Genomic DNA, 15771 nt, shown 5'->3' with positions numbered 1-15771 from the left:
ACACCCGCACTATTTGTGGAGTTCCACCATGCCCACCCTCACCACCTACCAAACCACAATCATCCCCGACTGGGTCGACTACAACGGCCACCTGCGCGACGCCTTCTACCTTCTGATTTTCAGCTACGCCACCGACGCACTGATGGACCGCCTGGGCATGGACAGCGACAACCGCGAAGCCAGCGGCAGCTCGCTGTTTACCCTCGAACTGCACCTCAACTACCTGCACGAAGTGAAGCTCGGCGCCAACGTTGAAGTGCACACCCAGATCATTGCTCACGACAGCAAACGCCTGCACCTCTATCACAGCCTGCATCTGGTCGGCGATGACAAGGAACTGGCGGGCAACGAACAAATGCTGCTGCACGTCGACCTCGCAGGACCGCGTTCCGCGCCGTTCAGCGAAGCAACGCTGGAAAAGCTGCAAGCCATCGTTGCCGAACAAACCGACCTGCCTGCCCCTGCCTGCATTGGCCGAGTGATCGCTCTACCTACAAAAAAATAACAAGGAGATCACCATGAACACCGCCGCTGCGTTTGCCGACTTTCGTACTTATCCGTTGATCAGCGCGCTGAGTGGCGTGCAGGCCTTGGCGGATCGCATTCTTGTGACATGGGCGGATACCCGTGTCAGCCCCTTTCATCATCAATGGCTGCGGGACAACTGCCCGTGTCCGCAATGCGTCTACACCGTGACCCGCGAGCAGGTACTGGAAATCGTCGATGTGGCTGAGGACCTGACGGCGGCAAATGCGCGTGTCGATGCTGAAGGTTGCCTGCGTGTCGATTGGCAGGACGGCCACCAGAGTCGCTTTGATCCAGGCTGGTTGCGGGCCCACGCCTATGACGACGAATCCCGCGCCGAACGCCGGGCCGGCAAGCCGAAATCCAGGCTGTGGAAAAGCGACTTTCAACTGCCAGTGTTCGACTACCAGGCGTTGATGAACGATAACGATGCGCTGTTGCAGTGGCTTTTAGCGGTGCGCGATACCGGCCTGACTCAAGTGCGCGGCGTGCCCACCGAACCGGGCTCGCTGAAGCTGATTGCCCAGCGGATTTCCTTCATCCGGGAGAGCAATTTCGGCGTGCTGTTCAACGTGCAATCCAAGGCCGATGCCGACAGCAATGCCTACACCGCTTTCAATCTGCCGTTGCACAGCGACCTGCCGACCCGGGAGTTGCAACCGGGCCTGCAATTCCTGCATTGCCTGGTCAATGATGCGGACGGGGGCGAGAGTATTTTTGTCGACGGTTTTGCAATTGCCCACGCGTTGCGCGAGGAAGATCCCGAGTCGTTCAAGGCCTTGTGTGAAATCCCTGTGGAGTTTCGCAACAAGGACCGTCACAGCGACTACCGCTGCCTCGCGCCGATCATCGCGCTGGATGCGTTGGGGCAGGTGTCGGAAATCCGTATGGCGAACTTTTTGCGTGGGCCGTTTGATGCATCGGTGGATGAGATGCCCAGGTTGTATCGCGCTTACCGGCGCTTCATTGCGATGACTCGCGAGGCGCGATTCCGGGTGATGACACGGCTTAATCCGGGGGAGATGTGGTGCTTTGATAACCGCCGCACCCTTCACGCACGCAACGCCTTCGACCCCGCCAGCGGCGCCCGGCATTTTCAGGGGTGCTATGTCGATCGGGATGAGTTGCTCTCGCGAATCCTCGTGTTACAGCGTTAAACCGCGTCATCGTTCATCGCGGGCACGCCACGCTCCCAGAGGTTGCGCGGCGTTCGCCAAACCGGTGGTGCCCCCCCCGATTCTGTGGGAGCGTGGCTTGCCCGCGATGGCGTCCGCCCATACAACACAAAAACCCCGTATTCACAGACAAAAAAAACCCCGATCAAGCCGTGACAGGATCGGGGTAGAAGGTACTGTTGAGGAGCCGTTGCGCGAGGGTGACCAAACCGTCGAGGAGCCAGCTGAATCCAGTGTGCCCACTCTCCCCTCTCGCAAGTTAGCCGAAAACGACCTGTTCATAGGTATTGCGGCCATTGCGACAAATCGTCCTTGCCGCCACCCCGTACCCCTACGAGAATCGAACCACGACACCGTTCCCTGAAGAAGGATTGCGTCATGATGCACGCCGATTTGATTGACCAGGAAGACCTGTTGGGCCAACTGAAATCGTTGGGTTTTCAAGTACCGAACGGCTCCACGGCCGAGCAGGCTTGCGAGTGTGCGGTGCGGGGCTTGAATGATGAGCGGGCGATGACACTGCGGACTATGGTCAAGCAGATGTATACCAGCAGCGCGACCATCCTGCCGGCGGTGCGCCAGGCCATCGACAAGCAATTGTTGCCGGCATTGGCGGAGTACCAGCAAAGCCGTAGCGCCTGATAAAAGATCAAACGATCGCAGCCTTCGGCAGCTCCTACACCGATCTTTGCAGGAGCTGCCGAAGGCTGCGATCTTTTTCCAAAGGCGCCTCGGTTTAGAGCCTTACGCTGGCAAACGTCGACTCATTGCGCGCCTGACTCAGCGCCGACAACGGCCCGGACAACGGCGACAGCACCAATGCTTGCGGCAGCGGCATCATCGCCACTTGTTGCGTGGTGTTGGAGCCTACGCGTTCGTCACGCGGCGGAATGCCGAAGTATTCGCGGTAGCACTTGGAGAAGTGCGGCGTGGACACGAAGCCGCACACTGACGCCACTTCGATGATCGACATCGGCGTTTGCTTGAGCAATTGCCGGGCGCGGATCAAACGCAGTTTCAGGTAGTAACGCGACGGCGAGCAATGCAGGTATTTCTGGAACAACCGCTCGAGTTGTCGACGGGACACGGCGACGTACACCGCCAGTTCGTCGAGGTCGATCGGCTCTTCAAGGTTGGCTTCCATCAGCGCAACGATTTCCTGCAACTTCGGCTGGTTGGTACCGAGCATGTGCTTGAGTGGCACGCGCTGGTGATCCTGTTCGTTACGGATGCGCTCGTAGACGAACATTTCCGAGATCGCAGCCGACAGTTCACGACCGTGATCGCGACTGATCAGGTGCAGCATCATGTCCAGCGGCGCGGTGCCGCCGGAGCTGGTGAAACGGTTACGGTCGAGGGTGAACAAACGGGTGCTCATGGCCACGCGCGGGAAGGCTTCCTGCATAGCGGCCAGGCATTCCCAGTGCACGCTGCAATCAAAACCGTCCAGCAGGCCGGCACAGGCCAGGGCCCAGCTGCCGGTACAAACCGCACCGAGGCGCTTGGACTGACGCGCCTGGCTTTGCAGCCACGACACGTGCTCGCGGGTTACGGTGCGCTGGATGCCGATACCGCCGCAGACAATGATGGTGTCCATGGAGGGGGCTTTGTGCATCGAGGCGTCGGGGGTGATCTGCAGACCGTCACTGGCCCAGACCTGACCGCCGTCGACGGTGAGCGTGGTCCAGCGATACAGCTCGCGACCGGACAATTGGTTGGCCATACGCAGGGGCTCTACGGCGGAGGCCAGAGAAATCAGCGTGAAATTGTCCAGCAGCAGAAAGCCGATGGATTGAGGCGCACGGTTCTGGGGTTGAGCCCCGGAGTTGAACGTCGTCATCGCGGTATCTCCTCACACAAAGCGGGTGATGGCCTCAGGCGGAGGCTCTTGTTATTGCCATCGTTCTCGCATGGGAGACGGGCTTTGTAATGACAGAGCAATTGCCATGCCTAAAATTGAATGCGCGTTCAATAACTCCTGAAAACGACGTCGCGGCGTGTCTATATAAGCCGCGTCGCGAGTAGGGGTTATACGTATCAGGAAGGGCAGCAAGCGCTCTGCTCCGTTGCGTGTGAGCAGATCGGTAGCACTTGTGGGAACAGGGCTGCGGCGCTCCTGGAAAGAGTGTCACCGCAAGCACGAGAGACGAACGGTCAGGGCCGGTTTGGATCCCTGGCTTGATACACGTGGCTTATCTGTAAGCGACGCGCCAAAACGTGGCGCGTTTCAATTCCTGTGTTCACTTAGCGCGCAGTTTTGACTGGTCTGGTGTGGCAGAAACCGTCCTGTGGCGAGGGAGCTTGCTCCCGATGGGCTGCGTCAGCAGCCCCAAACCCTGCGACCGCATTCTTTCAGGTACACCGCAGTCGCCGGTCTTGCGACTGCTGCGCAGCCGAGCGGGAGCAAGCTCCCTCGCCACAGGGTCGACGCGGTTTCAGCACTCGACCGCACTCACCGCCAACCCACCCCGCGATGTCTCTTTATATTTGTCATGCATATCCGCCCCGGTATCACGCATGGTGCGGATCACCCGGTCCAGCGAAATAAAGTGCTGACCATCGCCGCGCAACGCCATCTGTGCCGCGTTGATCGCTTTCACCGCGGCAATCGCATTGCGCTCGATGCACGGCACCTGCACCAGTCCGCCGACCGGATCGCAGGTCAGGCCGAGGTTATGCTCCAGGCCGATTTCCGCCGCATTGCACAACTGCTCCGGCGTGGCGCCAAGAATCTCCGCCAGCCCCGCAGCCGCCATGGCGCAAGCCGAACCGACTTCGCCCTGGCAACCGACTTCCGCACCGGAAATCGAAGCGTTCTTCTTGCACAGAATCCCTACCGCGGCGGCACTGAGGAAATAGTCGACCACGTTGGCGTCGGTCACCGCCTCGCTGAACTTCATAAAGTAGTGCAACACCGCCGGAATGATCCCCGCTGCGCCGTTGGTCGGCGCCGTGACCATGCGCCCGCCGGCGGCGTTTTCTTCGTTGACCGCCAGGGCGAACAGGTTGACCCACTCCATAGCGCTCAAGGTCGAGCCGATCACGTTGGGCTTGTTCAACTCCTGCAGGCTACGGTGCAATTTGGCTGCACGGCGGCGCACGTTCAGGCCACCGGGCAGGATGCCTTCGTGCTTGAGGCCCTGCTCGACGCAATCCTGCATCGCCCGCCAGAGTTTCATCAGCCCGGCGCGGATTTCTTCTTCGCTGCGCCAGACCTTCTCGTTGGCCATCATCAATTCGGCAACACGCAAGTTGTGCTGCTTGCAGAGGCTGAGCAGTTCGACGGCGCTGGAGAAATCGTACGGCAACTCGGTGCGATCCAGATCCACCACACCGCTGGATGCCTGGGCTTCATCAACGACAAATCCGCCGCCGATGGAATAGTAGGTGTCGCGGTGCAGCTCGCCGTCATCGCCTTCGACGATCAGGGTCATGGCGTTGGGGTGGAACGGCAGGTTTTCGTCGATCAGGCGCATGTCCCGGCCCCAGATGAACGGCACCGACAAACGGCCATCGAGTAGCAGCGTGTGGGTTTCGCGCAGGGTTTCAATGCGAATGCCGATTTGCGACGGATCGATCGCGTCCGGCCACTCGCCCATCAGGCCCATGATCACCGCGTTGTCGCTGCCGTGACCGATGCCGGTGGCGGACAACGAGCCATAAAGCTGAACTTCGACGCGCCGCACTTGTTCCAAAAGACCCTGTTCACGCAAACCTTGCACGAACAGCGCCGCGGCGCGCATCGGCCCCACGGTGTGCGAACTGGAAGGACCGATGCCGATTTTGAACAGGTCGAAAACGCTGATAGCCATTACTGCCGAACTCCTGGATGTGCCTACTCCAGACGCAGAAGCGCCCGGTGACGGAGCTGCTACGCTCAAGCTGCAATCCGCCGAGATGGCCGCATCATCAGGCTTTTGCGGTGTCGTTCGACGTCTCACACCGACGCACTCATGCCCACCAACGCCGTGTGCGTTTTACGCCATGTTTTCGCCATTTTTTGGCGATGCAGAGGGGGAAAAGGGGCTGAAAAAATCTGTAAACGACGTCACCGACACTGGATGCGACCATCCCTGTACTGGTTACGACGCACCCTGTAGGCGTCAGATTTTCACTGGTACATGATCGTATCGACTCGATTGCAAGGCGCCCTGGTAGAGCTGTCTCCAAAACGCCATCCAACCGCAACCTATAAGTGCGGTGGTCCAGTCGGAACACTGCCAAAAAAAACACCAAGGAGTCCATCCATGAAAGGTTCCCCGTCGTTGTTGTTGGCCGCCATGCTGAGTCTGCCGTTACTGGCTCAAGCCGCAGAACCCGCTCAGTGCAGTACCGTAAACTTCTCCGATGTCGGCTGGACCGACATTACCGCGACAACCGCCACCACCAGCGTCGTGCTCGATGCCCTGGGCTACAAGACCAAAACCACCATGATTTCCGTTCCGGTGACCTACAAGTCCCTGGCCGATGGCAAGAACATGGACATTTTCCTCGGTAACTGGATGCCGACCATGGAAAACGACATCAAGGCCTACCGCGATGCCGGCACCGTGGATGTCGTGCGCACCAACCTCACCGGCGCCAAGTACACCCTCGCCGTGCCGCAGGCGCTGTACGACAAAGGGCTGCATGACTTCGCCGACATCGCCAAATTCAAGAAAGAACTCGACGGCAAGATCTACGGCATCGAACCGGGTAACGATGGCAACCGTCTGATCCAGAGTATGATCGACAAGAACGCCTTCGGCTTGAAGGACGCCGGATTCAAGATGGTCGAATCCAGCGAAGCGGGCATGTTGTCGCAAGTCGACCGCGCGCAGAAACGCGACACCGCCGTCGTATTCCTGGGCTGGGCGCCGCATCCGATGAACAAGCGTTTCAAGATTCAGTACCTGACCGGTGGTGACGACTTCTTCGGCCCTGACTTCGGTGCAGCCACCGTGGCAACCAATACCCGCAAGGGGTACGTCCAGGAGTGCAGCAACGTGGGCCAGTTGCTGAAAAACCTGGAATTCACCGTCGACATGGAAAGCTCACTGATGGGCAACATCCTGGACGACAAAATGAAGCCTGAAGCGGCCGCCAAGGCCTGGCTGAAAAAGAACCCACAGGTCCTCGATACCTGGCTCGCTGGCGTGACCACCATTGACGGTAAACCAGGCCTGGAGGCCGTGAAAGCCAAGCTCGCGCAGTAATCGCTTACGCCGGGCGGGTTCGCTCGCCCGGGCTGTTTATTTCCTTGCATGCGGACGTTCACTACCATGCTGATTGATCAGAAAATACCTCTAGGCCAGTACATTGCGGGCTTCGTTGAATGGTTGACGCAACACGGCGCCAACACCTTCGACGCAATCGCCGTGTCACTGGAAACGATGATCCACGGCGTGACTTTTGCGCTGACCTGGTTCAACCCGCTGGCATTGATCGGCCTCATCGCGCTACTGGCACATTTCATTCAACGAAAGTGGGGGCTGACCGTTTTCGTCATTGCCTCCTTTCTGCTGATCCTCAATCTGGGGTACTGGCAGGAAACCATGGAAACCCTCGCCCAGGTGTTGTTCGCCACCCTGGTCTGCGTGGTCATCGGCGTGCCGCTGGGCATCGTCGCCGCGCACAAGCCGATGTTCTACACCGTGATGCGTCCGGTACTCGATCTGATGCAGACCGTACCGACCTTCGTTTACCTCATTCCTACCCTGACCCTCTTCGGTCTGGGTGTGGTCCCGGGTCTGATTTCAACGGTAGTGTTCGCGATTGCCGCGCCTATCCGCCTGACTTACCTGGGCATTCGCGATGTTCCTCAGGAACTGATGGACGCTGGCAAAGCCTTCGGCTGCTCGCGTCGTCAATTGCTCTCACGGATTGAATTGCCCCACGCCATGCCAAGCATCGCGGCCGGTATCACCCAGTGCATCATGCTGTCGTTGTCGATGGTGGTGATCGCGGCACTGGTGGGCGCCGACGGCCTGGGCAAACCCGTGGTCAACGCACTGAACACTGCTGATATCGCCCTGGGCTTCGAAGCCGGCCTGGCGATCGTATTGCTGGCGATCATGCTCGACCGTATCTGCAAACAACCCGACGCTAAAGCAGGGGGTGACGCATGAGCATTATTCGCTTCGAAGACGTCGACGTAATCTTCTCCAAAGATCCGCGCGAGGCGCTCAAGCTCCTCGATCAAGGCATGACCCGCGACCAGATCCTGAAAAAGACCGGCCAGATCGTCGGTGTTGAAAAGGCCAGCCTGGATATCGATAAAGGTGAAATCTGCGTGTTGATGGGCCTGTCCGGCTCCGGCAAATCGAGCCTGCTGCGCTGCATCAACGGCCTCAACACCGTCAGCCGTGGCAAGTTGTTTGTCGAGCACGAAGGCAAGCAGATCGACATCGCGTCCTGTACTCCGGCAGAACTGAAAATGATGCGCACCAAGCGTATCGCGATGGTGTTCCAGAAGTTCGCCCTGATGCCTTGGCTGACGGTGCGCGAGAACATCAGCTTCGGTCTGGAAATGCAGGGCCGCCCCGAGAAAGAACGGCGCAAACTGGTGGACGAAAAGCTTGAGCTGGTGGGTCTGACCCAGTGGCGCAACAAGAAGCCGGACGAGCTCTCCGGCGGCATGCAGCAGCGTGTTGGCCTGGCCCGCGCGCTGGCGATGGACGCCGACATTCTGTTGATGGACGAACCCTTCTCGGCCCTCGACCCGCTGATCCGCCAGGGCCTGCAAGACGAACTGCTGGAACTGCAACGCAAGCTCAGCAAAACCATCGTGTTCGTGAGCCACGACCTCGATGAAGCCCTGAAGCTTGGCAGCCGCATCGCGATCATGAAAGACGGTCGGATCATTCAGTACAGCAAGCCAGAAGAAATCGTGTTGAACCCGGCGGACGATTACGTGCGGACCTTTGTCGCGCACACCAACCCGCTGAACGTGTTGTGCGGTCGCAGCCTGATGCGCACCCTCGACAACTGCAAACGCATCAACGGTTCGGTCTGCCTCGATCCGGGCGGCGATTCGTGGCTGGACCTGGCCGAAGGCAACACCATCAAGGGCGCACGCCAGAATGGTTCAGCGCTGGATCTGCAGAACTGGGTGCCGGGTCAGGCGGTAGAAGGGCTGGGTCGTCGACCCACCCTGGTGGATTCGAACATCGGCATGCGCGATGCGCTGCAGATTCGTTATCAGACCGGCAACAAGCTGGTACTGCACGACAACAACAAGGTGGTCGGGATTCTCGGCGACAGCGAGCTGTATCACGCGCTGCTCGGCAAGAACCTGGGCTAAGGCAGCACACACAAAAACGCCGCGAGAGGATCGCGGCGTTTTTGTTAGTGCAGATATTTGGCTTGGAATGCTGATAACTGTGGCGAGGGAGCTTGCTCCCGCTGGGTTGCGTAGCAACCCCAAAACCAGACACCACGGTCATTCAGAAAGACCGCGTTATCGTTAAATGCGACTGCTACGCAGTCGAGCGGGAGCAAGCTCCCTCGCCACAATGGATCTGCGGTGCAGCAACTTGCACCGCATGACCTCAAGTTTCAGCTATAGACCCGGCCAAGGAGCTGCCGATGGCTTTCGAACTGATCGAGCACGTCACGGGTGATCTGATCCTGAGTGAAGCCCATCAAGTCGTAATCCTGGCTGCCGTTGTGCAGGTACACCTCGGCGCGGTAGTAACGTGCGCGCGGTTCATCGGCACTTTCGGCCGACACCGTGTCGCTCGCCGCCGCCAGATAGCCGTCCAGGCTCACTTCGTAGACAAAAGGGTTGCCCTCTTCCATCTCGATCCGCAGGCCCATGCAGCGCTTGGCCTTGCCCAGCAACGTTTGCACGTCCAGACCTTTGCCACGCAGCTGAACCACGGCCTCTTCCAGCGCCGGGCTGACTTGCTTGTCCATGAAGCGCTGAACGATCGACTGGTTCGGTTGCAGGTCCAGCTGGGTCAGACGCTCGCTGAAACCACGACGACCGCGTGCAGCCAGTTCCGCTTGCTCCTGTTCGATCTGCACGTCCTGGCGCATGGCCTTGTGCAAGCCGAACATGAAGAACACCAGCACCACCGAGAACGGCAGGCCGGCCAGCACCACCATGGTTTGCATGGCTTCGAAGTTACCGGCGAACAGCAGGCCGATGGTCACCAGGGTGATCACCACGGACCAGAAGATCCGCAGCCAGTGCGGCGCATCTTCGTCGACATTGCCGCCCTTGCACGAAAGGTTGGCCATCATCACCGCACCGGAATCCGCCGGGGTCAGGAACAGCACGAAACCCACGAAGATCGATACGCCGATCACCACTTTCGACGCCGGGTAATGCTCCAGCAACTGGTAGATCGCCATGGACGGCTGTTCCAGCGCCGTCTTCCCGAGCTCCACCGCCCCATGGTTCATCACCAGGTCCAGGGCCGAGTTACCGAAGATCGACAGCCACGCCAGGGTGAACCCCAGCGGAATAAGCAGCACGCCCGCCACCAGTTCACGCACCGTGCGACCACGGGAAATACGCGCGATGAACATGCCTACGAATGGCGCCCAGGAAATCCACCAGGCCCAGTAGAACAGGGTCCACAAGCCCAACCAGCGGTCGGACTTCTCACTGTTGCCTTCGTAAACGTAGAGGTCGAAGGTCTTCAGTACCACGCCGTTCAGGTAGTCACCGATGTTCTGCACAAAGCCGTTGAGCAGGTGCAAAGTCGGGCCGAACAGCAGCACGAAAATCAGCAGCCCGCTGAACAACACGATGTTCAGGTTGGACAGACGGCGAATGCCGTTTTCCACGCCGGACACGGCAGCGATGGTCGCCACGGTGCTCATCACGATGATCACGATCAGCAGGTTGGTGTTGCTGTGTTCCATGCCGAACAGGTTTTCAAGGCCCGACGACACTTGCAGCGAACCGATCCCCAGGTTCGTCACCAGCCCCAGCAGGGTCACGAACATGCCGAAGCCGTCCACCGCGTGACCGGCCGCGCCTTTGACCCAACGTTCGCCCACCAGCGGATACAGCGCCGAACGCAACGCCAGCGGCTGATTATGACGATAGGCAAAGTAAGCAACGGCCAGGCCGACCAGTGCGTAGATCGCCCAACCGTGCAGGCCCCAGTGCAGGAAAGTCAGCTGCACCGCCTGACGCGCGGCCATGTTGCTGGCCGAAACGCCTTCCGGCGGGTTGAAGTAGTGGTCCAGCGGCTCGGAAGCACCGAAGTAAAGCAGCGAGATGCCGATACCCGAGGAGAACAGCATCCCCGCCCAGGCGCCATAGCTGAAGTCCGGGGTGTCGTCCTTGCTGCCCAGTTTGAGTTTGCCGTAGGACGAAAACGCCAGGCCGACCACGAAAACCAGGTACGCGGCGATCACCACCATGTAGTACCAGCCGAAGCTGCGGGACAACCAGGCCTGAGCCACTCCGAGCATTCTGCCGGCCTCTTGCGGGGCGATGATCAGAATGGCGGTCAACAGCAGGATCAGCGCGGTAGAGGTGTAGAACACCCAACCGTTGACCGTCACCTTCTCGGGCGGGGTCTTTATAAGAGAGGCAGAACTCATGGCACAGAGGCTCCGGCAGTGCGAGAGAAGAACACAAGGCAACGCGATACCCGACCAATCGATGAGTTGGCAGCCGACCGGCGGGTGATATAAAGACACCCCGAAAAAAGCCCGAAGCCTGTAGACGCGGTTGCGTATAGGTTTCGAGCCGTTTTGGATGTCGGTTTATCGCCATTTACACGTAGAAAAAATCTGTAAGCAGCGACGATTTGTCGCAGATCTTATTCTTTGTTGATTGAACGTTCAATCAAAACAAAATAGACTGGCCCTCAACCCGATAGACGTTTTGCGTCTGCCGGAAGGCCTAAGGAGATGTGCAAGATGCCCAAGGTCGGTATGCAACCCATCCGCCGCCAGCAATTGATCGAAGCCACATTGCAGGCCGTCGATCAGGTCGGGATGGGGGACGCCAGCATTGCGCTGATCGCCCGTTTGGCCGGTGTCTCGAATGGCATCATCAGTCATTACTTTCAGGACAAGAACGGCCTGATAGCTGCCACGGCGCAGTACCTGATGAGTGTCCTCAGCGAGAACGTCACCGCGCGCCGTCAGGCGCTGGAAGATGACAGCCCGCGGGCGCATCTGCAGGTGATCATCGAAGGCAACTTCGACGCCAGCCAGGTCAATGGCCCGGCAATGAAAACCTGGCTGGCCTTCTGGGCCACCAGCATGCACCACCCGTCTTTGCACAGGTTGCAGCGGATCAACGATCACCGTCTGTATTCCAACCTGTGCTGCCAGTTCCGTCGCGTATTGCCGCTCGATGATGCGCGCAGTGCAGCCCGGGGCCTGGCGGCGTTGATTGACGGTTTGTGGTTGCGGGGGGCGCTGTCGGGAGATGCTTTCGACACGGAGCAGGCGCACCGGATCGCTTACGAATACATGGATTTCCAATTGGCCAAGCAGGTGAGTTAGAGCACACATAACGCTCAGCCCCTGAACTGCTGCCGATCGGTGTTGCCACACTTGTATGGCTTCACCGCGGTGGCCTACGCCAACCACTTATGCACTTGCGAGGACACTATGGCCCGTTTCGAACTGCAAAAACTCTACATCGATGGCGGTTACTCCGACGCCAGCAGCGACGCCACTTTCGAAGCCATCAACCCGGCTAACGGTGAAGTCCTCGCAAACGTACAGCGTGCGACCAAGGAAGACGTCGAGCGCGCTGTCGTCAGCGCCGAAAAGGGCCAGAAAATCTGGGCCGCGATGACCGCCATGGAGCGTTCGCGCATCCTGCGCCGTGCCGTGGACATCCTGCGCGAGCGCAACGATGAACTGGCCGCCCTGGAAACCCTGGACACCGGCAAGTCGTTCTCCGAAACCAAGTATGTCGACATCGTCACCGGTGCTGACGTGCTGGAGTACTACGCGGGCCTGGTTCCGGCCATCGAAGGCGAGCAGATTCCGCTGCGTACCACCTCGTTCGTCTACACCCGTCGCGAGCCGCTGGGCGTTGTCGCCGGTATCGGTGCGTGGAACTACCCGATCCAGATTGCCCTGTGGAAATCCGCACCAGCCCTGGCGGCGGGTAACGCGATGATCTTCAAGCCGAGCGAAGTCACGTCCTTGACCACGCTGAAACTGGCCGAGATCTACACCGAAGCGGGCGTTCCAGCGGGTGTGTTCAACGTCCTGACCGGCAGCGGCCGTGAAGTCGGCACCTGGCTGACCGAGCACCCACGCATCGAGAAAGTCTCCTTCACCGGCGGCACCGACACCGGCAAGAAGGTGATGGCCAGTGCTTCCAGCTCCTCGCTGAAAGACGTGACCATGGAACTGGGCGGCAAGTCCCCGCTGATCATTTTCGATGACGCCGACCTCGATCGCGCCGCCGACACCGCGATGATGGCCAACTTCTACAGCTCCGGTCAGGTCTGCACCAACGGTACCCGAGTGTTCGTTCCGAGCCATCTGAAAGCGGCGTTCGAAGCCAAGATCGCTGAGCGCGTTGCCCGTATCCGTATCGGCAACCCGGAAGACGAAAACACCAACTTCGGCCCGCTGGTCAGCTTTGCCCACATGGAAAGCGTGCTGGGTTACATCGCCAAAGGTAAGGAAGAAGGCGCTCGCGTGCTCTGCGGCGGTAGCCGTCTGACCGAAGGCGACTTCGCCAAAGGCGCCTTCGTGGCACCGACCGTGTTCACCGACTGCACCGACGAGATGACCATTGTGCGCGAAGAAATCTTCGGCCCGGTCATGGCGATCCTGACCTACGACACCGAAGAAGAAGTGATCCGTCGTGCCAACGATACCGACTTCGGCCTGGCCGCTGGCATCGTCACCAAGGACCTGAACCGCGCTCACCGCGTGATTCATCAACTGGAAGCCGGTATCTGCTGGATCAACGCCTGGGGCGAGTCCGACGCCAAGATGCCGGTCGGCGGCTACAAGCAGTCGGGTGTTGGCCGTGAGAACGGCATCAGCTCGCTGAACAACTTCACACGCATCAAATCGGTACAGGTTGAGCTGGGCGATTACGCCTCGGTGTTCTAAGGCGGCATCTGCTTCGCCTGCGAGGCCGTCATCGCCAGCAGGCTGGCTCCCACAGAGTACGTATTCCAATGTGGGAGCCAGCCTGTCGGATCGCCGCACCGTGGCGATCGAGTGCGCAGCACTCCCAACGGTCTGACCTGACCACTTTCAAAGAGGGTGCATTTAAATGTCCCAAGAATTCGATTACATCATCATCGGTGCCGGCTCGGCCGGTAACACCCTGGCGACCCGTCTGACTGAAGACGAAGGCGTCACCGTCCTGCTGCTCGAAGCCGGCGGTCCGGACTACCGCCTGGACTTCCGCACGCAAATGCCGGCCGCCCTGGCGTTTCCGCTGCAAGGTCGTCGCTACAACTGGGCCTACGAAACCGATCCGGAGCCACACATGGACGGTCGCCGGATGGAATGCGGTCGCGGCAAGGGCCTCGGTGGTTCTTCGCTGATCAACGGCATGTGCTACATCCGCGGCAACGCGATGGACTACGACAACTGGGCCAAGCTTCCAGGTCTTGAAGACTGGGACTACCTGAACTGCCTCCCGTACTTCCGCAAGGCTGAAACCCGTGACATCGGCCCGAACGACTACCACGGTGGCGACGGCCCGGTCAGCGTGACCACGCCGAAAGCCGGCAACAACCCGCTGTTCCACGCCATGGTTGAAGCCGGCGTACAAGCCGGTTACCCGCGCACCGAAGACTTGAACGGTTACCAGCAAGAAGGCTTCGGCCCGATGGACCGCACCGTGACGCCGAACGGCCGTCGCGCCAGCACCGCACGCGGCTACCTGGACATCGCCAAGAAGCGCTCGACCCTGACCATCGTCACCCACGCCCTGACCGACAAGATCCTGTTCGAAGGCAAGCGTGCGGTCGGCGTGCGTTACCTGATCGGCGCCGCTGAAGAGCGCGTTGAAGCCCGCGCCCGCAAAGAAGTGCTGTTGTGCTCCGGCGCCATCGCTTCGCCGCAGATTCTGCAACGCTCGGGCGTCGGCCCGGCCGAACTGCTGAAAAAGCTCGACATCCCGGTGGTTCACGACCTGCCAGGCGTCGGCGAAAACCTGCAGGATCACCTCGAGTTGTACCTGCAATACGCCTGCACCCAACCGGTTTCGCTGTACCCGTCGCTGCTCTGGTACAACCAGCCGGCCATCGGCGCCGAGTGGCTGTTCAACGGCACCGGCATCGGCGCCAGCAACCAGTTCGAAGCCGGCGGTTTTATCCGCACCCGCGAAGAATTCGATTGGCCGAACATCCAGTACCACTTCCTGCCTGTTGCCATTAACTACAACGGCAGCAACGGGGTGAAAGAGCACGGCTTCCAGGCGCACATGGGTTCCATGCGTTCGCCGAGCCGCGGTCGCATCCAGGCCAAGTCGAAGGACCCGCGCGAGTACCCGAGCATCCTGTTCAACTACATGGCCACCGAGCAGGACTGGCAGGAATTCCGCGACGGCATCCGCCTGACCCGTGAAATCATGCAACAGCCGGCACTGGACGCTTTCCGTGGCCGCGAAATCAGCCCGGGCATTGACGTGCAAACCGATGAGCAGCTCGACAAGTTCATCCGCGAGCACGCCGAAACGGCGTTCCACCCGTCCTGCTCGTGCAAGATGGGCACCGACGAAATGGCCGTGGTCGATGCCGAAGGTCGCGTGCATGGCATGCAAGCCCTGCGTGTGGTCGATGCCTCGATCATGCCGATCATCACCACCGGCAACCTGAATGCGCCAACGATCATGATCGCCGAGAAAATCGCCGACAAGATCCGTGGCCGCAAGCCGTTGCCGCGCAGCACGGCCGACTACTACGTGGCCGGTGATGCACCGGTGCGTGGCAAGCCGCTGCGGGATGTGAGCCTGACTGCTCAGTAAGACCGTTACGCCTCGGCGTGGCTCATCGCGGGCAAGCCCGCTCCCCCAGGTTCAGGGTTGGATTACACATTTGTGATTCACCCAGGCCCCCTGTGGGAGCGGGCTTGCCCGCGATGGGGTCCGACCAGACAACGCCTACCTGCCTGACACACCCCGGCACTT

Annotated in this window: 12 protein-coding genes; 9 read left to right on the top strand and 3 right to left on the bottom strand. The window is 59.9% G+C overall.

All coding sequences use genetic code 11. The annotated features are described in order from the left end of the window. Positions 1 to 28: 28 nt before the first annotated feature. The 3 genes from ACM6I5_RS02010 to ACM6I5_RS02000 all read left to right on the top strand — a co-directional run bounded on the left by ACM6I5_RS02010 (position 29) and on the right by ACM6I5_RS02000 (position 2342). Entirely contained in the window at positions 29 to 505 is a 477-nt protein-coding gene (locus ACM6I5_RS02010) for a thioesterase family protein (RefSeq protein WP_414883088.1), read from the top strand. A 13-nt stretch (positions 506 to 518) separates the two neighbouring features. Further along, complete coding sequence (locus tag ACM6I5_RS02005) at positions 519 to 1682, top strand: gamma-butyrobetaine dioxygenase (RefSeq protein WP_414883087.1); 1164 nt, start codon at positions 519 to 521, stop codon at positions 1680 to 1682. A 396-nt stretch (positions 1683 to 2078) separates the two neighbouring features. After that, positions 2079 to 2342, top strand: coding sequence for a hypothetical protein (locus ACM6I5_RS02000; RefSeq protein WP_017341203.1), 264 nt, complete (start codon positions 2079 to 2081; stop codon positions 2340 to 2342). 94 nt (positions 2343 to 2436) lie between these two features. Here ACM6I5_RS02000 and ACM6I5_RS01995 read toward each other — a convergent pair whose 3' ends face one another. Both ACM6I5_RS01995 and ACM6I5_RS01990 read right to left on the bottom strand, forming a co-directional pair. Beyond that, complete coding sequence (locus tag ACM6I5_RS01995) at positions 2437 to 3540, bottom strand: GlxA family transcriptional regulator (RefSeq protein WP_017341204.1); 1104 nt, start codon at positions 3538 to 3540, stop codon at positions 2437 to 2439. Positions 3541 to 4135: 595 nt separating this feature from the next. After that, positions 4136 to 5512 carry an L-serine ammonia-lyase gene (locus ACM6I5_RS01990; protein ID WP_017341205.1) on the bottom strand — a complete coding sequence of 459 codons (1377 nt, stop codon included), beginning with the start codon at positions 5510 to 5512 and terminating at the stop codon, positions 4136 to 4138. Between the two features lie 435 nt (positions 5513 to 5947). Between ACM6I5_RS01990 and ACM6I5_RS01985 the strand changes: the two genes are divergently transcribed. The 3 genes from ACM6I5_RS01985 to choV all read left to right on the top strand — a co-directional run bounded on the left by ACM6I5_RS01985 (position 5948) and on the right by choV (position 8982). Continuing rightward, entirely contained in the window at positions 5948 to 6895 is a 948-nt protein-coding gene (locus ACM6I5_RS01985; RefSeq protein WP_017341206.1) for a choline ABC transporter substrate-binding protein, read from the top strand. A 66-nt stretch (positions 6896 to 6961) separates the two neighbouring features. Next, positions 6962 to 7807, top strand: coding sequence for a choline ABC transporter permease subunit (choW, locus tag ACM6I5_RS01980; protein WP_017341207.1), 846 nt, complete (start codon positions 6962 to 6964; stop codon positions 7805 to 7807). Then, positions 7804 to 8982, top strand: a complete 1179-nt coding sequence (gene choV / locus ACM6I5_RS01975) for a choline ABC transporter ATP-binding protein (RefSeq protein WP_017341208.1) — start codon at positions 7804 to 7806, stop codon at positions 8980 to 8982. Before choW ends, choV begins: the two co-directional genes overlap by 4 nt. Before the next feature lie 254 nt (positions 8983 to 9236). Here choV and ACM6I5_RS01970 read toward each other — a convergent pair whose 3' ends face one another. Beyond that, positions 9237 to 11186, bottom strand: coding sequence for a BCCT family transporter (locus ACM6I5_RS01970; RefSeq protein WP_238588329.1), 1950 nt, complete (start codon positions 11184 to 11186; stop codon positions 9237 to 9239). Between the two features lie 378 nt (positions 11187 to 11564). Here ACM6I5_RS01970 and betI point away from each other — a divergent pair, with 378 nt between their 5' ends. The 3 genes from betI to betA all read left to right on the top strand — a co-directional run bounded on the left by betI (position 11565) and on the right by betA (position 15609). After that, a complete protein-coding gene (gene betI / locus ACM6I5_RS01965) occupies positions 11565 to 12158 on the top strand; it encodes a transcriptional regulator BetI (protein WP_017341210.1) in 594 nt (197 codons plus the stop codon). A 108-nt stretch (positions 12159 to 12266) separates the two neighbouring features. Continuing rightward, on the top strand, positions 12267 to 13739 hold the full coding sequence (gene betB / locus ACM6I5_RS01960; protein ID WP_414883086.1) for a betaine-aldehyde dehydrogenase: 1473 nt from the start codon (positions 12267 to 12269) through the stop codon (positions 13737 to 13739). A 166-nt stretch (positions 13740 to 13905) separates the two neighbouring features. Beyond that, positions 13906 to 15609 (top strand): choline dehydrogenase, encoded by a 1704-nt coding sequence (gene betA / locus ACM6I5_RS01955; RefSeq protein WP_017341212.1) that lies wholly within the window; start codon positions 13906 to 13908, stop codon positions 15607 to 15609. Positions 15610 to 15771: the final 162 nt, after the last annotated feature.

The sequence above is a fragment of the Pseudomonas sp. IT-P171 genome (assembly GCF_949767765.1).
Taxonomy (GTDB): Bacteria; Pseudomonadota; Gammaproteobacteria; order Pseudomonadales; family Pseudomonadaceae; genus Aquipseudomonas; species Aquipseudomonas fluorescens_B.
Note: the sequence above shows the minus strand (reverse complement) of the source record. Positions and strands in the feature narration are given on the sequence as shown.